Annotated in this window: 21 protein-coding genes; 6 read left to right on the forward strand and 15 right to left on the reverse strand. The window is 70.1% G+C overall.

Going from position 1 to position 19,686, the window contains the following annotated elements:
- Positions 1–44 precede the first annotated feature (44 nt).
- Positions 45–734, reverse strand: coding sequence for an SDR family oxidoreductase (locus tag ACWC0C_RS21805; RefSeq protein WP_450865293.1), 690 nt, complete (start codon positions 732–734; stop codon positions 45–47).
- Positions 735–750: 16 nt separating this feature from the next.
- A complete protein-coding gene (locus tag ACWC0C_RS21810; protein WP_449199265.1) occupies positions 751–1,290 on the reverse strand; it encodes an LOG family protein in 540 nt (179 codons plus the stop codon).
- Positions 1,291–1,378: 88 nt separating this feature from the next.
- Here ACWC0C_RS21810 and ACWC0C_RS21815 point away from each other — a divergent pair, with 88 nt between their 5' ends.
- Entirely contained in the window at positions 1,379–1,702 is a 324-nt protein-coding gene (locus ACWC0C_RS21815; protein ID WP_449199264.1) for a DUF427 domain-containing protein, read from the forward strand.
- Between the two features lie 37 nt (positions 1,703–1,739).
- Entirely contained in the window at positions 1,740–2,522 is a 783-nt protein-coding gene (locus ACWC0C_RS21820; RefSeq protein ID WP_450865294.1) for an alpha/beta fold hydrolase, read from the forward strand.
- Positions 2,523–2,563: 41 nt separating this feature from the next.
- On the opposite strand, the gene mnmA is transcribed toward ACWC0C_RS21820, so the two are convergent.
- Entirely contained in the window at positions 2,564–3,688 is a 1,125-nt protein-coding gene (gene mnmA, locus ACWC0C_RS21825) for a tRNA 2-thiouridine(34) synthase MnmA (RefSeq protein ID WP_450865295.1), read from the reverse strand.
- A gap of 60 nt (positions 3,689–3,748) precedes the next feature.
- On the opposite strand from mnmA, the gene ACWC0C_RS21830 reads away from it, so the two are divergent.
- Positions 3,749–4,402 carry an N-acetylmuramoyl-L-alanine amidase gene (locus ACWC0C_RS21830; RefSeq protein ID WP_449199261.1) on the forward strand — a complete coding sequence of 218 codons (654 nt, stop codon included), beginning with the start codon at positions 3,749–3,751 and terminating at the stop codon, positions 4,400–4,402.
- 261 nt (positions 4,403–4,663) lie between these two features.
- Here the strand turns inward: ACWC0C_RS21830 and ACWC0C_RS21835 are convergent, their stop codons facing one another.
- The 3 genes from ACWC0C_RS21835 to ACWC0C_RS21845 form a co-directional block, all read right to left on the reverse strand.
- A complete protein-coding gene (locus ACWC0C_RS21835) occupies positions 4,664–5,833 on the reverse strand; it encodes a cysteine desulfurase family protein (protein ID WP_450865296.1) in 1,170 nt (389 codons plus the stop codon).
- Positions 5,834–6,380: 547 nt separating this feature from the next.
- Positions 6,381–6,659 carry a DUF4190 domain-containing protein gene (locus ACWC0C_RS21840; RefSeq protein WP_449199259.1) on the reverse strand — a complete coding sequence of 93 codons (279 nt, stop codon included), beginning with the start codon at positions 6,657–6,659 and terminating at the stop codon, positions 6,381–6,383.
- A 32-nt stretch (positions 6,660–6,691) separates the two neighbouring features.
- Positions 6,692–6,859 (reverse strand): hypothetical protein, encoded by a 168-nt coding sequence (locus ACWC0C_RS21845; RefSeq protein ID WP_449199258.1) that lies wholly within the window; start codon positions 6,857–6,859, stop codon positions 6,692–6,694.
- A gap of 147 nt (positions 6,860–7,006) precedes the next feature.
- On the opposite strand from ACWC0C_RS21845, the gene ACWC0C_RS21850 reads away from it, so the two are divergent.
- Positions 7,007–7,642: a TetR family transcriptional regulator gene (locus tag ACWC0C_RS21850; RefSeq protein ID WP_449199257.1), complete on the forward strand. Its 636-nt coding sequence runs from the start codon at positions 7,007–7,009 to the stop codon at positions 7,640–7,642.
- A gap of 14 nt (positions 7,643–7,656) precedes the next feature.
- Here ACWC0C_RS21850 and ACWC0C_RS21855 read toward each other — a convergent pair whose 3' ends face one another.
- Complete coding sequence (locus tag ACWC0C_RS21855; protein ID WP_450865297.1) at positions 7,657–8,025, reverse strand: hypothetical protein; 369 nt, start codon at positions 8,023–8,025, stop codon at positions 7,657–7,659.
- Positions 8,026–8,120: 95 nt separating this feature from the next.
- Complete coding sequence (locus ACWC0C_RS21860; RefSeq protein ID WP_450865298.1) at positions 8,121–9,098, reverse strand: helix-turn-helix transcriptional regulator; 978 nt, start codon at positions 9,096–9,098, stop codon at positions 8,121–8,123.
- A 101-nt stretch (positions 9,099–9,199) separates the two neighbouring features.
- Between ACWC0C_RS21860 and ACWC0C_RS21865 the strand changes: the two genes are divergently transcribed.
- Positions 9,200–9,799, forward strand: a complete 600-nt coding sequence (locus tag ACWC0C_RS21865) for a TIGR03086 family metal-binding protein (protein WP_450865299.1) — start codon at positions 9,200–9,202, stop codon at positions 9,797–9,799.
- A 72-nt stretch (positions 9,800–9,871) separates the two neighbouring features.
- Here ACWC0C_RS21865 and ACWC0C_RS21870 read toward each other — a convergent pair whose 3' ends face one another.
- Positions 9,872–10,729 (reverse strand): thioesterase family protein, encoded by an 858-nt coding sequence (locus ACWC0C_RS21870; RefSeq protein WP_449199253.1) that lies wholly within the window; start codon positions 10,727–10,729, stop codon positions 9,872–9,874.
- Between the two features lie 174 nt (positions 10,730–10,903).
- Between ACWC0C_RS21870 and ACWC0C_RS21875 the strand changes: the two genes are divergently transcribed.
- Positions 10,904–12,193, forward strand: a complete 1,290-nt coding sequence (locus ACWC0C_RS21875; protein WP_450865300.1) for an alpha/beta hydrolase — start codon at positions 10,904–10,906, stop codon at positions 12,191–12,193.
- Here the strand turns inward: ACWC0C_RS21875 and ACWC0C_RS21880 are convergent.
- The 6 genes from ACWC0C_RS21880 to ACWC0C_RS21905 all read right to left on the reverse strand — a co-directional run bounded on the left by ACWC0C_RS21880 (position 12,102) and on the right by ACWC0C_RS21905 (position 19,660).
- Positions 12,102–12,761, reverse strand: a complete 660-nt coding sequence (locus ACWC0C_RS21880; protein ID WP_449199251.1) for a trimeric intracellular cation channel family protein — start codon at positions 12,759–12,761, stop codon at positions 12,102–12,104. The genes ACWC0C_RS21875 and ACWC0C_RS21880 overlap by 92 nt on opposite strands.
- A gap of 47 nt (positions 12,762–12,808) precedes the next feature.
- Positions 12,809–14,254 carry a M1 family metallopeptidase gene (locus tag ACWC0C_RS21885; protein WP_449199250.1) on the reverse strand — a complete coding sequence of 482 codons (1,446 nt, stop codon included), beginning with the start codon at positions 14,252–14,254 and terminating at the stop codon, positions 12,809–12,811.
- 99 nt (positions 14,255–14,353) lie between these two features.
- Positions 14,354–15,670: an ABC transporter ATP-binding protein gene (locus tag ACWC0C_RS21890; protein WP_450865301.1), complete on the reverse strand. Its 1,317-nt coding sequence runs from the start codon at positions 15,668–15,670 to the stop codon at positions 14,354–14,356.
- Entirely contained in the window at positions 15,667–16,764 is a 1,098-nt protein-coding gene (locus ACWC0C_RS21895) for an ABC transporter ATP-binding protein (protein ID WP_449199248.1), read from the reverse strand. The genes ACWC0C_RS21890 and ACWC0C_RS21895 overlap by 4 nt, the downstream gene beginning before the upstream one ends.
- Positions 16,761–17,759, reverse strand: coding sequence for an ABC transporter permease (locus tag ACWC0C_RS21900; protein WP_449199247.1), 999 nt, complete (start codon positions 17,757–17,759; stop codon positions 16,761–16,763). The genes ACWC0C_RS21895 and ACWC0C_RS21900 overlap by 4 nt, the downstream gene beginning before the upstream one ends.
- 113 nt (positions 17,760–17,872) lie before the next feature.
- Positions 17,873–19,660, reverse strand: coding sequence for an ABC transporter substrate-binding protein (locus ACWC0C_RS21905; RefSeq protein WP_449199246.1), 1,788 nt, complete (start codon positions 19,658–19,660; stop codon positions 17,873–17,875).
- Positions 19,661–19,686 lie beyond the last annotated feature (26 nt).

Below are 19,686 nucleotides of genomic sequence, written 5' to 3' on the forward strand. Positions count from 1 at the left end.
GCCCGAGGGGGCTCCGCCCCGGATCTCGGCACCTCCTGCCGCGCTCACCGCCCCGGACGCACCGTCAGGTCGTTGACCTCCGCGTCCCCGGGCAGGTCCAGGGCCATGAGGATCGTCGTGGCGACCGACTCGGGGTCGATCCACTTCGAGGCATCGTAGTCCTTGCCCTCCTGCTGGTGGACCTTGGCCTGCATGGGGCTGGCCGTGCGGCCGGGGTAGACCGAGGTGACACGGACGCCGTTGCCGTGCTCCTCCTGGCGCAGGGAGTCGGCGAGGGCCTTCAGGCCGTGCTTGGAGGCGGCGTACGCGGACCAGCCGGCGTGGGCGTTGAGGCCGGCGCCGGAGTTGACGAAGATCACATGGCCGCGGGCCGCGCGGAGCTGGGGCAGGAAGTGCCGGGTCAGCTCTGCGGGGGCGATCAGATTGACGTTGAGCTGGTGGCGCCAGGACTTGGGGGTCAGGTCGCCGACCTCGCCCAGGTCGACGACGCCGGCGATGTGCAGCAGCGAGTCCACTCGGTCCGGCAGGGTCTGGTGGGAGAACGCCCAGGACAGCTTGTCCGGGTCGGCCAGGTCGCCCACCAGGGTGCGGGCGCCGGGAAACTCCGCCGCCAGTTCCTTCGCGCGGCCCGCGTCGCGCGCGTGCAGCACGAGTTCGTCCCCGCGCGCGTGCAGGCGGCGGGCGACGGCCGCGCCGATGCCGGACCCGGCCCCGGTGATCACATGTGTAGCCATGCCCGCCATGCTCGCATCAGTGGACGCCCAGCTGCTCCTCCAGGTAGGCCAGGGCGCCCACCGGCTCCTCGGCGAAGAAGACCAGCTCCGTCAGCGGGCGCGGGAGGAAGCCCTCGTCCTCCATGCGGTGGAACTGCTCGCGCAGACCGTCGTAGAAGCCCGCCGTGTTCAGCAGCACCACCGGCTTCTCGGTGTGGCCGTGCTTCTTCAGCTCCAGGATCTCGGTGGCCTCGTCCAGCGTGCCGGTGCCGCCCACCATGATCACCACGGCGTCGGCCTTCTCCAGCAGCAGCTTCTTGCGTTCGGCGAGGTCCGCGGCGATGACCATCTCGTCGGCGCCGGGCCGCATCTTGCCGGCGAGGAACTCCACGGACACGCCCAGCAGCCTGCCGCCCGCCTCCTGCACCCCGTCGGCGACGACCTTCATCAGACCGACGTCGGAGCCGCCCCACACCAGGGTGTGACCACCCTTGCCGATCAGTTCCGCGAACTCGCGCGCGGGGCGCGTATAACGCTCGTCGAGGTCGGCGGCGGACAGGAAGACGCAGATATTCATGGCCCCTACCGTACGGCCCTGCCGCACGGGCCGTACCGCGCGGGAAGAGGCGCGGGAAGAAGCGCGGGCCCGCCGGTGCTGTCCCTGTATGACCGAAGGACACACCATCACCATCGAGAAGAGCGGGCAGCACGTGCGCGTGGTGCACGGCGACCAGGTGCTCGCGGAGAGCGACCGCCCGCTGGTGCTGCGCGAGACGGGCTGTCCGGCGCGGTACTACATCCCCGCCGAGGACGTACGCCTCGACCTGCTGACCCCCTCCGGCACCCACACCGTGTGCCCCTTCAAGGGCACGGCGTCCTACTGGTCCCGCCCGGACGCACCGGACCTGGTGTGGGCGTACCCGGACCCGAAGCCGGGCGTCGCGGAGATCAAGGATCACTTCTGCTTCTACGACGTCGACGTGTCGTGAACGATGAGTCCATGCCGGTACGGCAGTCTGCACCGGCATGGACAAGAAGACGACTTCACGCGACGGCACCGGCCTCGCGTACGCGGTGACCGGCCAGGGGCCGACGGTGATCCTGGTGAGCGGAGCGATGTCCACCGGAGGCACCCTGGCGCCCCTGGCGCATCGGATCGCGGACCGCTGCACGGCCGTCGTCTACGACCGCCGGGGCCGCGGCGCGAGCGGTGACACCCCGCCCTACTCGGTCGAGCGCGAGGTCGAGGACCTGGCCGCGCTGATCGACGCCGTGGGCGGTGACACGGCGCTGTTCGGGGTCTCCTCGGGCGGCGCGCTGGTGCTGGAGGCGGCGGCGAGCGGGCTGCCGATCCGCCGGGCGGCCGTGTACGAGGTGCCGTACGCCGACGCCCTGGAGGGCGGCGCGGAGCGGGAGGCCGCGTACAAGGAGAACCTGACCAAGGCGCTCGCGGACGGCAGGCGCGGGGACGCGGTGGAGCTGTTCCTGCGGCTGACCGGCCTCGGCGAGGAGATGATCCAGGGCGCCCGCCAGTCGCCGATGTGGGCCGGGATGGAGGCGGTGGCGCCGAGTCTCGCGTACGACGACACGGTGATGGGCGACGGCCTGCTCCCGCGGGAGAGGCTCGCCGCGATCTCCGTACCGGTGCTGTCGGTCGCGGGCGGGGCGAGCCCCGAGTGGATGCGGGCGGCGAGCCGGGAGGTCTCCAGGGCCGTACCCGAGGGAGCGTACCGCGAGCTGGAGGGCCAGACCCACATGGTGGAGCCGGATGTGCTGGGACCGGTGCTGGCGGAGTTCGTCGAGGGATAGGGCCTGTCCGGCGGATCATGACGGACAGGCCCTGGGCGGCTCTACACCGCCGCGGTCGTCGCGCGCGTGGTCGACGCGATCGTGGCCGAGCCCACCACGCGCGTGCCGTCGTACAGGACGATCGCCTGGCCGGGGGCGACGCCGCGGACCGGGTCGGTGAAGGTCACGCGCAGCTCACCGTCGACCGGTGCGGCGGTGACCTCGGTCTCGCCGCCGTGGGCGCGCAGCTGGGCGGTGTAGGTGCCGGGGCCGGTGGGGGCCGTGCCGCACCAGCGGGGCTTGATCGCGGTCAGGGCGGTGACGTCCAGGGCGGCGGCCGGGCCGACCGTCACGGTGTTCGACACCGGAGAGATGTCCAGGACGTAGCGCGGCTTGCCGTCGGGGGCCGGGGTGCCGATCCTGAGGCCCTTGCGCTGGCCGATGGTGTAGCCGTAGGCACCCTCGTGCGTCCCCAGTTTGGTGCCGGACTCGTCGACGATGTCGCCCTCGGCCTTGCCGAGCCTGCGGGCGAGGAAGCCCTGGGTGTCGCCGTCGGCGATGAAGCAGATGTCGTGCGAGTCGGGCTTCTTGGCGACGGCCAGGCCCCGCCGCTCGGCCTCGGCGCGGATCTCGTCCTTGGTGGTGACCGTGTCGCCGAGCGGGAACATCGCGTGGGCGAGCTGCTTCTCGTCCAGCACACCGAGGACGTACGACTGGTCCTTGGCCATGTCGGAGGCGCGGTGCAGCTCGCGGGAGCCGTCCGAGTTCACGATCACCTTGGCGTAGTGGCCGGTGCAGACCGTGTCGAAGCCGAGGGCCAGCGCCTTGTCGAGCAGCGCGGCGAACTTGATCTTCTCGTTGCAGCGCAGGCAGGGGTTGGGGGTGCGGCCGGCCTCGTACTCGGCGATGAAGTCCTCGACCACGTCCTCGCGGAAGCGGTCGGCGAGGTCCCAGACGTAGAACGGGATGCCGATGACGTCGGCCGCGCGGCGGGCGTCGCGGGAGTCCTCGATGGTGCAACAGCCCCGCGCGCCGGTCCGGAAGGACTGCGGGTTCGCGGAGAGCGCGAGGTGGACGCCGGTGACGTCGTGGCCGGCTTCCGCGGCGCGCGCGGCGGCGACGGCGGAGTCGACCCCGCCGGACATGGCGGCGAGGACGCGGAGGGGGCGCTGCGGGGTCTCAGTCATAGCCCTTCCAGGGTACGGGGCCGTGGGAACCGGGGGCGCCGGATATCCGTTGCCGATCACATGGGGGCGACTCAGGGGACGGCGGCGGGCGACGGGGACCGGCGGCTGGGGCGGCGGGCCCTGCTCGTCGGCGGGGCGGCGGCCGCCGTGGGCACGGCCGCGCTGGCGCGCGAGGAGCTGTCGCACCTGTGGTGGCGGCTGCCCGGGGTGGAGAAGCCGCGGGTGGCGGGGGCCGTGGACTTCCGGGGCGCGCGCTGGGTGCCGGCCTCCCCGGCCAACTACCGGCGGGCGAACCGGCCGGACGACTACGCGGTCGACCGTGTCGTCATCCACGTCACACAGGGCGACTACGCGAGCGCGGTGAAGGTCTTCCAGGACCCGGCGCACGGCGCGGCGGCGCACTACATCGTGCGCAAGGACGGCCGGATCACCCAGCTGATACGGGAGCTGGACGTGGCCTTCCACGCGGGCAACCGGGAGTACAACGAGCGCAGTGTCGGCATCGAGCACGAGGGCTTCGTGGACGACGCCTCCTCCTTCACGGACGCCATGTACGCGTCCTCGGCGCGGCTGACGGCGGCGATATGCGGGCGGTACGGCATGGCCGTGGACCGCGAGCACATCATCGGGCATGTGGAGGTGCCGGGCACGGATCACACCGATCCGGGGCCGCACTGGGACTGGGAGCGGTATCTGCAAAAAATCAAGGTCTAGCCCCTTTTTGTCCCGTAGGAGGCGTTCTATCCTGTTAATAGACCTACGAGACGAGTGAGGGAGTTCAAGCGGAGTAGCCGACTTCAGCGAGATACCTGTTATCTCTTCAAGGAGAGGAAACACCGTCTCCGCTGGTGCCGACATCGACGCTCGGGCTGAGAGGCCGAAAGGTTGCAAGGACTGGACCTGACGGCGACCCCCATTACCTGATCCGGACAATACCGGCGAAGGGAACCCGCCTCGTAGGTCGCTTTCGTGCGCTCAGCTGAGCCCTGCCACCCGGGCGCGTTCCACCGCCGGGCCGATCGCCTTGGCAACCGCTTCGACGTCCGCCTCCGTGGAGGTGTGGCCGAGGGAGAAGCGCAGGGTGCCGCGGGCCAGGTCCGGATCGGTGCCGGTGGCGAGCAGGACATGGCTGGGCTGGGCGACGCCCGCGGTACAGGCGGAGCCGGTCGAGCACTCGATGCCCTGGGCGTCCAGCAGAAGCAGCAGGGAGTCGCCCTCGCAGCCGGGGAACGTGAAGTGCGCGTTGGCCGGGAGGCGGCCCCCGGTGGCCGGGTCGCCGCCGAGGACGGCGTCCGGGACGGCACCGCGGACGGCCGCGATCAACTTGTCGCGCAGGGCGCCGATCTCGCGGGCGAACCACTCGCGCCGCTCGGTGGCGAGCCGGCCCGCGACGGCGAAGGAGGCGATGGCGGGCACGTCGAGGGTGCCGGAGCGGACATGCCGCTCCTGACCGCCGCCGTGCAGGACCGGTACGGGGGTCTGGTCGCGGCCGAGAAGCAGGGCGCCGATGCCGTACGGGCCGCCGATCTTGTGGCCGGAGACGGTCATCGCGGCGAGGCCGGAGGCGGCGAAGTCGACCGGTACCTGACCGAAGGCCTGGACCGCGTCGGCGTGCATCGGGATGCCGAACTCGGCGGCCGCTTCGGTGAGTTCACGGACCGGCAGGATCGTGCCGATCTCGTTGTTGGCCCACATCACGGTGACCAGGGCGACGTCGTCGGGGTTGCGGGCGATGGCCTCGCGCAGGGCGTCGGGGTGGACGCGGCCGTAGGAGTCGACGGGGAGGTACTCGACCGTCGCGCCCTCGTGTTCGCCGAGCCAGTGGACGGCGTCGAGGACGGCGTGGTGCTCCACGGGGCTGGCCAGGACGCGGGTACGGGCCGGGTCGGCGTCACGGCGGGACCAGTACAGGCCCTTGACGGCGAGGTTGTCGGCCTCGGTGCCGCCCGAGGTGAAGACGACCTCGCTGGGACGGGCGCCGAGTGCTTCCGCGAGGGTCTCGCGGGATTCCTCGACCGTACGGCGGGCCTGGCGGCCGGATGCGTGGAGGGAGGAGGCGTTGCCCGTGATGCTCAACTGGGCGGTCAGGGCCTCTGCCGCCTCCGGGAGCATCGGGGTTGTCGCGGCGTGGTCGAGGTAAGCCATGGTGTGCCGATTCTACGGCGCCGGGTTCCTGCGGTTGGCTTCGGCCGTGCAGGTTGGCTGGCTTGCCGTGCGCCTTGCGTTGACTGCACCTGGTCTTGGCGGCGAGGTGCCCTGCACTGTCGGCCGTGCCCACCCTCCCCCACCCTTGGCTTCGCTCGAGCGGGAGGTAGCCCCATGGCCCTGCGGAACGGCTGCCGACGGCGGTGGCGGTTCGGCTGCCTTACGGCGGGGGCGGCTCGGCTGCCCTGCGGCCGGTAGCAGTCCGGCTGTCTTACGGCGGGAGCGCCTGGTCGTCTTACGGCGGGAGCAGTCCGCTGCCTTGCGGCCGGTAGCGGTTCTGCTGCCTTACGGCGGTAGCGGTTCGGCTGCCCTACGGCGGTAGCGGCTCGGCCGCCTTGCGGCGGTAGCAGGGGCCGTTTGCGGCGGTAGCGGCTCGGCTACCCCTGCCGCGGTGGCGGTTCGGGTGCCCCGGTGGGGACGGGGCGGACGTTGCGGCCGGTGCCCCGTCGTCCTCGGGGGTCGGTCGGTCAGGTGGGGCCTGGGTCGGTCACAGGCTCCACGACAGCGTGTGGGAGACCTCCATGGCGATCGCCAGGACGGCGAGGTCGGCCACGCCCAGGGCGAGGCCCAGCAGGGCTCGGCCGCGGCGGGCGGTGCCGCGCCAGAGGGCGACGGCGGCCAGGACGATGGCGATCGGGCCGAGGAAGACGTTGAGGACGAGCAGACCGAGCAGGCCGAGGATGAAGGACGCCACGGCCATGCCGTCGGCGTCCCGCGCGGCCGGGCGGGTGTCGTTGCTGCTCGTGACCGGTGCGGTGAGTTGCATGGTGCTCAGCTCCTGGAAGTCGTGGCGGACGGTCAGTTGGCCGACGTACGGCGTCGGCGGCCGTGGCGCTCGCGGATCGCGAAGATGCCGAGCCAGACGGCGATGACGGCGGCGACGACGCCGGTGACGGTCAGCGGTGCGTGGGCCACGGTGCCCAGCACGACACCGAGCAGCATGAGCGCGGCGACGAGGAACAGCATGGGATCAGATCCCCCCTCCGGGGTGCCTCGTAATTCGGGCCGGTGTGAAGTTTCGGTGAACAGTTGTAGTAACACTTGTTCACTGACTTCTACTCTAGCGCGCTTCCCGGCTTCCAAATTCCAGAGAACAGTTGTTAACTGGATGACATGAGTCACACCCTCGGTATCCGGCAGGCCCAGAAGCAGAAGACCCGGCAGGCGTTCCTCGACGCGGCGCTCGCGCTGCTGGAGGAGCAGAGCCTGAGCAGCCTGGGCCTGCGCGAGGTCACCCGGGCCGTCGGCGTCGCCCCGACCGCCTTCTACCGGCACTTCCGCTCGACCGCCGACCTCGGTGTGGCGCTGGTCGACGAGGCGCTGGGCAGCCTGCACCCGATGGTGCGGACGACGGTGTCCACGGCGGGCGGCAGCGAGGAACGCATCGCGCGTGCCATCGAGTTGATCGCCCGGCACGTGGACACACACCCCGCGCACGTCCGGTTCATCGCCCGTGAGCGGCACGGCGGGGTGCAGCCGGTGCGGGAGGCCATCCGGGCCCAGCTGGTCCGGTTCGCCGAGGAGGTGAAGGCCGAGCTGGCCAAGGACCCCGAGGCGGCGGGTTGGAGCGACGACGACCTGCTGATGCTCGCGCACCTCTACGTCGACCAGATGCTCATCACCGCCTCGCTGTTCCTGGAGGCCCTGGAGGCCCCGGCGGAGGAGCGGGAACGCGTCACCCAGCTCGCCACCCGGCAGCTGCGGCTCATCACCATCGGCCGCAGCCACTGGGTGGACCAGGCGGGCTGAGATCTGCCCTTCGCTCAGCCCTGCTGGGCCTGACCCCCGGCCTTTCCTCCGGTCTGGCCCCCCGGGCCGCCGCAGCCGCCGCCGAACCCGCCCTGCCCGGAGGGCCCGCCGCTCGGCACGCCCGACGGCATGCCCGACGGTCTGCCCGAGGGCAGCGACGACGGGTTGCCGGTCGGCCTGGCCGTGGACGCGCCCGACGGCATCCCGCTCGGGCGGTGGCGCCCGGCGCCGCCGGTGGGCATGCCGGAGGGCCGCCGACAGCTCTGCCGCCCACCGGAGTCACCGCTGCCGGAGGAGGACGAGCCGCCCGAGCCGCAGGCGCTCAGCAGCAGCGGGGACAGCGCCAGCAGGGCGACGGCGGGGAGGAGTCGGGCACGCTTCATGAGAGTCAGCTCCGCGAAGTATGAGGAAGTCCTGAGGAGCCGCACTCAACCAACCGTGCCTTGGGGTGCCTTGGGCCCGCCCTGTGCCTCCGCTGTCAATGCGAGGTCGGCTCCGGCTCCTGGTACAAGGCCGTGACGGAACGGGCCGCGGCCAGCAGTTCCGCGCGGGCCTCGGGTGGGTCCAGCAGCTCCACCCGGTCGGAGAACGCGAGGAGTTGGCGGACCGCGCGCAGCATCGGGTACGACAGCCGGGCGCTGACCCACTCGCTCTCGCCGTCGTCGTCCGACAGAGCGGTCAGCTCGGCGGCGGCCACCCGCCGGAACATGTCCAGCCACTCCCGCCGTACCCGTACGGTCACCTCGATCCCGCCCTCCCGTTCCTCCACCTGGCGCCGCAACACCTCCCAGGCGTTGGCGAGTTCGACACCGGGGCGGCGCCGTACGGGCTCGTCCAGCGGCCGGGCCGAGCGGATCCGGTCGGCGCGGAACAGCCGGGGCGCACCGCGCCGGTCGGCGACCAGGTACCAGACCCCGGCCTTGGCGACGAGGCCGTACGGGTCCACGGTGTAGTTCCGCGGCTCCCGCTCCCCGCTGTGCCGGTAGCGCAGCCTCAGGCGCCGGTCGGAGAAGACCGCGTCCTGGAGCACCTCCAGGTCGACGGCCTGCTGGGGGCCGCTCTTCCAGCGGGTGGCGTCCACCAGGATGCGGCGGCTGGTCACCTCTGCGGCGGGCCGGTACGGGGCGGGCAGCGCGGCCATGACCTTGCGCAGGGCCGAGCCGAGGGCCGCGTCGAGGCCGAGCGCGGCGTGGGCGCCCTGGGCGGCCAGGATGAACAGGGCGCGGGACTCGTCGGCGGTCAGCCCGGTGACGTCGGTGCGGAAACCGGCGAGGAGTTCGATGCCGCCGTGCCGGCCGCGCTCGGCGTAGACGGGGACGCCGGAGGCGGACAGCGCCTCGATGTCCCGGTAGATGGTGCGGACCGAGACCTCCAGCCGGTCGGCGAGTTCATGCGCGGGGACGCGGCCCCGGGTCTGCAGGAGCAGCAGGATCGACAGCAGCCGGTCGGACTTCACGCGCCCAGAATCCCGCCCCGGTGGGGCTCCTCGCAAATGTTGACGGAGGTTGTCAGGTTATTCCGCGATCCTCGTTTCACCGACCCACGGAGAGGCATCTCATGACCACCACCGGCTTCATCGACCCGCGCCCCGTCTACACCCGCGCCACCGAGCAGGCGGCGGCCCTGATCAGGGCCGTGCGCCCCGAACACCTCACGGCCCCGACCCCTTGTTCGGAGTTCGACGTGCGGGCCCTGCTGAGCCACATCGTCGGCGCGACCCGGCGGATCGCGGTGGTCGGCGAGGGCGGTGACGGACTCGCGGTGCGGCCCTTCGCCGACGGCGTCGCCGACGAGGGGTGGGCGGAGGCCTACGGCGAGGTACGCACCCGGGTCCTGAAGGCCTGGGAGAGCGACGAGCGGATGACCGACCCGGTCCGGGTGCCGTGGGGCGAGGTGCCCGGCCATGCGGCCCTCTCCGGCTATGTGATGGAGATCGTCACGCACACCTGGGACCTCGCGGAGGCCATCGGCCACCCGGGCGGACTCGACCCGGAACTCGCCGAGTTCGCCCTGGCCACCGCCCGCGCGGTCCTGCCCGACTCCCGCCCTCGCGACGCCGACACCCCCTTCGACACCCGCCGTGAGGCCCCCGAAGGCGCCGACGTCTACACAGAACTGGCAGCCTGGCTGGGCCGCTCCCCCCTGAGCCGAGCCTGACCCACCCCACCGGCCGCCGGCGCCGAACTCCCCGCCCGGCCGGCCGGGCAGCCGCGCCACCGTCGGCTTGTGTCAGGTGAGTCTGGCGCGGGCCAGTTGGCGGGACTGGGCGACCAAGTGGTTGTCCGTGTCCCAGACCTCGGCGTCCTCCTCCAGGAAGCCGCCGGCCAGGTTGCGGGTGGTGATGGACACCCGCAGCGGACCGGGGGCCGGGCGGCGGCGGACATGGACGGTGAGTTCCACCGTGGGGACCCAGCCCTTCAGGCCGAGTTCGAAGGCGGTGGGAGGCAGGGCGTCCACCGCCAGCAACAGGGAGAGGGGGTCGGCGTCACGGCCGTCGGCCAGGCCGAACCAGGCGCGCATCTCGCCCTTGCCGGAGGGCGCGCCGAGGGCCCAGCCGAGGGTCGCCGGGTCCAGCTTGAGCATCAGCCGGTCGGCGATGGCCGAGCTGCCCGGCACGGGGGCGGGTGAGTCGTCGGGGCCGAAGCACTGGTCCAGGGGCGGGATCGGCGGCGGCGTCGCTGTCGTACGGACGTCGTCGGGGAGGGCGGCGAGGTCGCCATAGGAGGCGAGGACGCGGATGCGTTCGACCTCGTTGCCCTCGTCGTCGTACTGGAAGAGCGAGGCCTGGCCGGTGGAGAGGGTGCGGCCGGTACGGACCGGCTGCGTGCGGATCACCGCGGGGCCCGGCTGGGACGCGGTCAGGTAGTACGCGGAGACGGTGAAGGGGTCCGGATGCGGCAGCGCGTCCGCGAGGGCCCGGCCGAGCACGGCCAGCAGATAGCCGCCGTTGACGGCGTTGATGATGGTCCATCCGGCGGAGAGGTCGATGTCGTAGACACCGGGCTCGCGCCGGATGACCGCGGTGTCACGGTCGAACTCGCTGTCGCCGATCACGGCCCGGGACGGTGCGGAAGCTGCTTCTGGCATGGGTGAACGGTACAACATGAAATTACTAAGCGGTAGCTTTTTATGTGCACTCCCAGTGATCCACCGGGTACCCTGGCGTGCAGGATCCGCCTCCCGGGTGAGGTTCCGGCAATTTCTAAGTAAGTGTCCGGACACGTCCACAACCTCGAGGCCCTGTTTCCCCTCTATGGGGACATGAGCCTCACCGGGACTCCGTTCCTCTACACGACCATCGTGCTGGCCGTGGTCGCACTGATACTGCCGCTCGTCCTGTGGTCGCGGGTGCGCGGGCCCAAGCCCCTGCGTGCCGCGTCGCGGCTTGGCATGCTGCTGTTCGCCCAGGGCACGGCCGTCACACTGATCTTCGTTCTGGTCAACAACCAGAACAACCTGTACGACAACTGGGCCGACCTGCTCGGCACCGGCAACCACGTCCAGCAGGCCCAGGACCTGGGCCGGGACGGCACCGGCGGTATAGCGGTGAAACGGTTGCCCAAGGTCAAGCAGACCTTCACGGCGGCCGAGGGTCCCGGTATGCACGCGGCGGGCGGAGTCCGTGTCACCCAGCTCAAGGGCCGGGTCTCCGGGGTGAACGCCGAGGTCTACGTCTGGCTGCCGCCGCAGTACAACGACCCGGCCTACCGCAACAAGAAGTTCCCGGTGGTGGAGGTCCTGCCCGGCTATCCCGGTTCGGCGAAGGCCTGGTTCGGCTCCATGAAGGCGCACGAGCAGCTGCTGCCGCTGATGAGGAGCGGCCAGGTGGCGCCCTTCATCCTGGTCGCCCCGCGCACCAACCTGCTGGCCGGCGTGGACACCGGCTGCGCGAACATCCCCGGTCAGGTCAACGCCGACACCTGGCTCAGCATCGACGTGCCGAAGATGGTCACGGACAACTTCCGGGCCGAGCCGGCGCCGCAGGGCTGGGCCGTGGCCGGGTACTCGGCGGGCGCCCACTGCGCGGTCAAGCTGGCCGTGGCGCACCCGGACCGCTACCGGGCCGCCGTCAGCCTGTCCGGCTACAACGACCCGATCGGCGAGCGCAACTCCCTCGCCGCGCAGAACCCCGCCGTGCGCAACGACAACAACCCCTACATGCTGTTGAAGAAGGCGGCCGTGCCGCCGCGGATCGCGCTGTACATCTCCGGCGAGTCCGGCGACGGCTACCAGGCGGGCGTGGCGCTGGAGTCCATCGCCAAGGCGCCCACGACCGTGCACGTGGTGTTCCTGCCGCGCAGCCTGGGCGGCCACAACATGGCGCTGTGGCGGCCCCAGATCGACACGGTGTTCCGCTGGCTGACCGTCCAGATGGGCCAGAGTCACGTCAAGGGCCAGGACCACTCCGTCACCGGAACCACGGGTTCCCTCACCGGGAACGCCGCCGGAACCACCGGGACTACTCCTCAGTCACCGTCGACCGGCGGTTCCACGCGCGCGGAGCTCGCCAGTGGAACCGCATCGCGAGCAGGCGCAGCACAAAAGCGGTGACGACCGCGAGCCCACTGGTGAGGGGGGTCAGGGCGTCGTAGCGGATGCACAGCACCACCATGGTGGAGCCCACGATCGCTGGGACCGCGTACAGATCGCGGTCCCAGCGCAGCAGTGAGGGCACCTCGTTGGCCAGCACGTCCCGTAGGACGCCGCCGCCGACGGCGGTGGCGAGGCCCAGCGTCGCCGAGGCGGTGAGGTTGAGGCCGTAGCTGTACGCCTTCGTCGTACCGCTGACGCAGAACAGGCCGAGGCCGGCCGCGTCGAAGACCAGCACCGCCGCCTGGATGCGTTCCACGTGCGGGTGCAGGAAGAAGACGACCAGCGCGGCCAGCAGTGGGGTCACGAAGTACCCGAGGTCGGTGAAGGCGGCCGGGGGTACGGCGCCGATGACCAGATCACGGAACAGCCCCCCGCCCAGCGCGGTCACCTCGGCGAGGACGGCGATGCCGAACACGTCGAAGTTCTTCCGGACGGCCAGCAGGGCGCCGGAGATCGCGAACACGAAGATGCCGATGACATCGAGCGTGTGCTGGACGGAGGGACTGAAGAGTTGCTGCAGCTGCACCCCGACATTCTCACCCGTCGGAGTGCGTGAACCTTACAAAGCCAGGCTCACAGGGCGGGCTTCCCTGTGGTGAACAGCCAGGTGTCGAAGAGGTCGTCCAACTGCTGCCCGCTGACGCGCTCGGCGAGGCGGATGAAGTCGGCGGTGTCCGCGTTGCCGTAGCGGTGGAGCCTCGTCCAGGCGGGCAGCAGCTTGAAGAAGGCCTTGTCGCCGATGCGCTCCCGGAGCATCTGCAGCGTCATCGCGCCCCGCTGGTAGACGGCGGAGGCGAACATCGTGTCGCGCTGCGGGTCGGCGACCTTGATCTGCCAGAAGGCGTCGTCCGCCTGGCGGGCGTTGTAGGCAGCGAGGAAGGAGTCGTGGGCCGAGCGGGTGCCCTGGTGCTCCGCCCACAGCCACTGGGCGTAGCTGGCGAAGCCCTCGTTGAGCCAGATGTCCTTCCACCGCGCCACGCTCACCGAGTCGCCGAACCACTGGTGGGCCAGCTCGTGCACGATCGTCGTCTCGCTGCGCACCGCCGAGTAGGCGGGCTTGCTCTGTACCTCCAGCGAGAACCCGGCCTCGGGCATGTCGTCCACGATCGCGCCGGTCTCCTCGAACGGGTACGGCCCGAAGACCTGCGACCAGTAGTCGGTCGCCGCGGCGGTGACGGCGTACACGTCGACCTTGTTGCTGTTCTCCAGGACGGGGTCGATCGCCACGTAGATCGGGATGCCGCCGGGGGTCCACCCGGTGCGCACGTCGAACTTCCCGATCGTGGCGGTCGCGAGATAGGTCGCCATGGGCTTCGACTCGCGCCAGTGGGTGTACGTCGAGCCGCCCCGGTCGTACGTCGACACGAGCCGGCCGTTGGAGACACCGGTCAGGCCCTGGGGCGCCTTGATCCGGATGTCGTAGGTGGCCTTGTCGGAGGGGTGGTCGCTGGACGGGAACCAGGTGGAGGCGGCATTGGGTTCACAGGCGACGAAGACGCCGTCGGCGGTCTTCATCCAGCCGTACTTGGACCCGAACACGATGGGCCCGCCCAGGGGCTGCGGTACGCCGCCGTAGGTGACGGTCACCCGGAAGTCCCGGCCCCGGGCGAGGCTGCGGCGCGGGGTGATGACGAGTTCGTCCCCGCTGCGCGTGAACCCGGCCCGTCTGCCGTCGACCTCGACGGCGCTGACCTCCAGCTGCTGCAGATCCAGGTCGAAGGAGGACAGGTTCTGCGTGGCGCGGGCGGTGAGCGTCGTACGGCCGTCCAGGCGGCCGGTGCCGGGGGCGTAGGCGACGTTCAGGTCGTAATGGAGCGCGTCGAAGCCGCCGTTGCCCGACTGCGGGAAGTAGGAGTCGCCGATGCCGGGGGCGCCGGGGGTGGGGGCGGGCGCGGCGGCGATGACGAGAAAGGAGACCGCCGCGGTCAAAACCAAGCCTCCGCGCGTAGCGCGTCGTTTGAGGGTGGTGGTGGGTGACGGGCGGGCGGTCCCCAGACGTGCCGAACGGGAGAGTGCCATGGTCGTCCCTTTCGAGCGTGTACCGATCAGTGGTCGGACACGGACGACTCTGCACTCTCCCGTTCAGCCATGTACATGACTTTGCCGGACTGTCATGTGCTACTTGTCGGTTGACTCCTGGGAATCGGACTCGGAGGCGGCCTCGGGCTCGGAGGTCTCGGGCTCGGCGGCCTCCGAGGCACTCTCCTCCGAGGCACCCTCCTCCGACGTCTCCTCCGAGGCGCTCTCCTGCGAGGTCTCCTCCGCCAGTTCCGCCGCCACCGCCGCCGACGTCTCCGCCGACTCCGCGAGGACCTCGTCGGCGACCAGCTCGGCCGCCTCCTTCGCGGCCGTCAGCAGAACCGTGTCCTGCGGAGCCTGGTCCTCGAAGTTCTCCGGGTGGTGGCAGGCGACCCGCTGACCGGGCTTCAGCTCCAGCAGCGCCGGCTCGGTGGTGCGGCAGATCTCGGTCGCCTTCCAGCACCGGGTGTGGAAGCGGCAGCCCGAGGGCGGCGCGATCGGCGAGGGCACATCGCCCTTGAGCAGGATGCGCTCGCTCTTCGCGTTCTTCCGCGCCGGGTCCGGGATCGGCACCGCCGACATCAGCGCCTTGGTGTACGGGTGCATCGGCGCCTTGTACAGCGAGTCCCGGTCGGCGAGTTCGACGATCTTGCCGAGGTACATCACCGCGATACGGTCCGACACGTGCCGGACGACCGAGAGGTCGTGCGCGATGATCACGTACGTCAGGCCCAGTTCCTCCTGGAGGTCGTCCATGAGGTTCACGACCTGCGCCTGGATCGACACGTCCAGCGCGGAGACGGGCTCGTCCGCGACGACCAGCTTCGGCTTCAGGGCGAGCGCGCGGGCGATGCCGATGCGCTGGCGCTGACCGCCGGAGAACTCGTGCGGATAGCGGTTGTAGTGCTCGGGGTTGAGGCCGACCACCGACAGCAGCCGCTGCACTTCCTTCTTGATGCCGCCCTCGGGCTCGACGCCCTGGAGCCGGAAGGGGGCCCCGACGATCGTGCCGATGGTGTGGCGCGGGTTCAGCGACGAGTAGGGGTCCTGGAAGATCATCTGCACGTCGCGGCGCATGGGGCGCATGCCGCTCACGCCGAGGTGCGTGATGTCCTTGCCCTCGAACTCGATGGAGCCCGCGGTCGGTTCGAGCAGCCGGGTGATCAGCCGGCCCATCGTCGACTTGCCGCAGCCCGACTCGCCCACGACGCCGAGGGTTTCGCCGGAGCGGACCTCGAAGTCGAGGCCGTCGACCGCGCGCACGGCGCCGGCCTGCCGCTGGAACAGGCCCTTCTTGATCGGGAAGTGCTTCTGGAGCCCGGTCACCTTCAGCAGCGTCTCGCCGGGCGCGACGTCCTTGCTGAGGGTGGCCGCACCAGAGGCCTTCACCGCTTTGTCCTCTGCGTTCTCACTCACAGCTTCGGCGCAATCTCTTCGGTCCAGATCCGTTCCCGCTGCTCCTGCGACATGTGGCAGGCGGCCCAGTGCTTGTCGCCGACCTCGGACAGCTCCGGGCGGACCGTGCGGGTCAGGTTGTCCTTCGGGATGTCGGCGTACGGGCAGCGCGGGTTGAAGGCGCAGCCGGAGGGGATGTTGATCAGCGAGGGCGGGGAGCCCTTGACCGGGATCAGACGCTCCTGCTGGTCGCGGTCCAGGCGCGGCATCGAGCCGAGCAGACCCCAGGTGTAGGGGTGGCGGGGCTCGTAGAACACCTTCTCGGCCGGGCCGCGCTCGACGCAGCGGCCGCCGTACATCACCAGGATGTTGTCGGCCAGTTCGGCGACGACGCCCAGGTCGTGGGTGATGATGATGACCGCGGAGCCGAACTCCTTCTGCAGGTCGCGGATGAGGTCGAGGATCTGGGCCTGGACCGTCACGTCGAGCGCGGTGGTCGGCTCGTCCGCGATCAGCAGCTCGGGGTTATTCACCAGCGACATGGCGATCATGGCGCGCTGGCGCATACCGCCGGAGAACTCGTGCGGGTAGTTGTCCACCCGCTTGTCCGGCTGCGGGATACCCACGCGGTCGAGCATCTCGACCGCCCGCTTGCGGGCGGTCTTCTTGTCGACGTCGTGGTGGATCCGGTAGGCCTCCACGATCTGCTGGCCGATCGTGTAGTACGGGTGCAGCGCCGACAGCGGATCCTGGAAGATCATCGCCATCTCGCGGCCACGCATCTTGCGCACGTGGTCGGGGTCGGCGGACAGCAGCTCGGTGCCGTTCAGCCAGATCTCGCCGGAGATCTGCGCCTTGCGCTTGCCGTACTGGCCGGTGGTGTGCAGGCCCATGATGCCGAGCGAGGTCACGGACTTGCCGGAGCCCGACTCGCCCACGATGCCGAGGGTCTTGCCCTTCTCCAGCTGGAAGCTGAGCCCGTCGACGGACTTCACCAGGCCGTCGTCGGTCGGGAAGTGCACCTTCAGGTCGCGCACTTCCAGGAAGGAACTCGGCGCGGGCGAGGAGCTGGTGGGCTCGCCCACGGCCGCTCCGGTCTTGCTGAGGTCGGTCATGCGAGCCTCACTCGGGGGTCGATCACGGCGTACAGAATGTCCACCACGAGGTTGGCGATGAGCACCGCGAGGGAAGTGATCAAGGTGACGCCCAGGATGATGGGCAGGTCCTGGTTCTTGATGGCGGTCAGCACCGCCTGGCCGAGGCCGGGGATGCTGAACGTGGTCTCGGTGAGGATCGCGCCGCCGATCAGGGCGCCGAGGTCCATGCCGAGCATGGTCAGGATCGGGGTCATCGTGGAGCGCATGGCGTGCTTGCCGATGACGACCTTCTCCGTGAGGCCCTTGGCCCGGGCGGTCCGGATGTAGTCCTCGCCGAGGATCTCCATCATCGTCGCGCGGGTGATACGGGCGTACATCGCCGCGTAGAGGAAGGCGAGCGTGATCCAGGGGAGGAGCATGCCGCTGAACCACCCGCCGAAGCTGTCCCCGATCGAGACGTACTTGCCGTCGATCCAGTGCAGCCCGTAGCTGAAGATCGCCAGCGAGAGCAGGCCGGTGAAGTAGATCGGCAGGGACACACCGCTGAGGGCGACGACCATCGCGCCGCGGTCCCACAGGCTGCCCCGCTTGAGGGCGGAGAGCACACCCGCCGCGACACCGAAGATGAGCCACAGGACGGCGGCGCCGAGCGCGAGACCCAGGGTCACCGGGAAGCGGTCGGTCAGCACCGGCCAGACGGCCTGCTCGCTGCGGAAGGAGTAGCCGAAGCACGGCGCGGCACAGTGGGTGACATCGCCGCCGGCCGCGTAGGTGCGGCCCACGAAGATGCCCTTGAAGAAGTGCCAGACCTGCGAGTAGATCGGGTCGCTCAGACCCAGCTTCTCGCGCACCGCCGCAACGGCGTGCGGGTCTGCCTGCTTGCCCACGAAGCTCGTGGCGATGTCCACGCCCGCCCACTTGGGGACGAGGAAGAAGATGCCGAAGACCACCAGGATGATGACCACCAGCATCACTGCGGCGGCGAACAGCCGCCTGATGAGGTAAGCGAGCACAGCTTACGGCCCGCCGCGGACCGCGGGCCCTTGGGAGGTCTTCCCGAGGGCCCGCGATCTCGCCGCGCCGGCCTTCACCTGCCTTTCGTGCCGTTCGGCGGGTGTGCCGGGGTTTACTTCGTGGACTTCAGGCCGAGGTTGACGAAGTCGTAGTAACCGCTGTACGCGTTCGTCGTGTACACGTTGGCCACACGCGAGGAGCGGATGTTGAGCAGCCGCTCGAAGACGAAGGGCAGGTAGTAACCGCCCTCCATGACCTTGTGGTTGATCTCCGTGGCGATCTGGGTCTTCTTCGACTCGTCCAGCGTGCTGGTGTACTGGTCGAACAGGCCGTCGATCGTCTTGTCCTTGATCAGGGCGAAGTTGTTGTTACCGCTCTGCAGGATGTACTTGCTGCTCCACAGCGGGATGCCGTAGCCCTGGACGGTCGGGAAGTCCGGACCCCAGCCCATGATGATGATGCCGAGCTTCTTCTTCGCGACGTTCGCGGGCGCGCCGATGATGCCCGGGCTCTGCGAGCCGTCGTACTGGTAGATGTCGGCGTTGATGCCGACCTTCTTCAGCGCGGCCTGCAGGGACTCGGCGGTGGCGATTTCCTGCTGCTTGTTGTTGCGGACGGCGATGGTGGTGCTGAAGCCGTTCGGCTTGCCGCAGGCCTTGAGCTCCTGCTTGGCCAGATCGGCGTTGCCGTTCTTGTTCTTGGTCGCGATCTGGTACGGGTCGTACTTCTGGCCCTCGCCACCGGCGACCGACGGCGGGAGCATGTTGGTGCCGATGTCACCACCGGCGACCGGGCCACCGCGGGCGGTCTGCAGCGACACGTGGTCGGCTGCGTAGATCACGGCCTTGCGGCAGTGGATGTTGTCGAACGGCTTGACGCTCTGCGGGAAGGTCGCGTAGCGGATGAAGCCGGAGACCGGGTTGTCCAGGTTGCCCTTGTGCTGCTTCAGGGCGATCTGGCGGGCCTGCGGGCCCAGGCCGGTCTGGGAGGCGTCGATGTCGTAGTCGCCGTTGATCAGGCGCTGGTCCGAGTCCGCCTGGTTGGTGGAGATGTCCAGGGTGATCTTGTCCGGGTACGCCTTGCGGACCGGGTCCGAGGACGCGTTCCACTTGTCGTTGCGGACCAGGACCAGGTTCTTGCCCGGGCTGTACGACTGGAACTTGTACGGGCCGGAGGAGAACGGGTGCAGGCCGTACTTGGACTTGGTGTCCATGTCCTGACGGACCGGGGAGGACACGGTCATCGCCAGCACCTGGAGGAAGTCCGAGTTGGGCGCCGGCAGGTGGAAGACGATCGTCTTGGCGTCCGGCGTGTCGATCGCCTTCAGGCCCAGGTGGTCCTTCGAGGTGTCCTTGTAGGGACCCTTGTAGGTGTTCTTCGGGTCCAGCATCTGCTGGAGGTAGACCGGACCGCCGGACAGGACGTCCTGCGCCCAGGAGCGCTCGATGCCGTACTTGATGTCCTGGGAGGTGATCGGCTTGCCGTCCTCCCAGGTGATGCCGTCGCGCAGCTTGAAGGTGTAGGTCTTGCCGCCGTCCGTGACCTGGCCCGCGTCCGTGGCGAGGTCCGGGGTGACCTTCGCGCCCTCGGCACCCGGCTCGGTCTTGTAGGTGAGCAGCTGGCGGCTGTAGTAGCGCGAGAAGTCCCACATGAACCCGTAGTAGCCGCGCGTGGTGTCCCACGAGTCGGCGTCCTGCGTGCTCACGAACTTCAGCGTGCCGCCCTTCTTGACCTGGTCGGCCTGGGCGACCTTGTTGTTCGCCGCGTCGAAGCCGGCCGCGCCGTTCGAGCCGCCACCGCTGTTGCCACCGCCGCACGCCGCCGTGGTCAGCAGGCCGGCGACCACTGCGGCAGCGGCGAGGGCCTGCTTGCGCCGCCCTGAGGTGCGTTGGGTAGTCACGATCTCGGATCCTCCGGATTTGATGA

This window comes from Streptomyces sp. NPDC001709 (assembly GCF_053596375.1).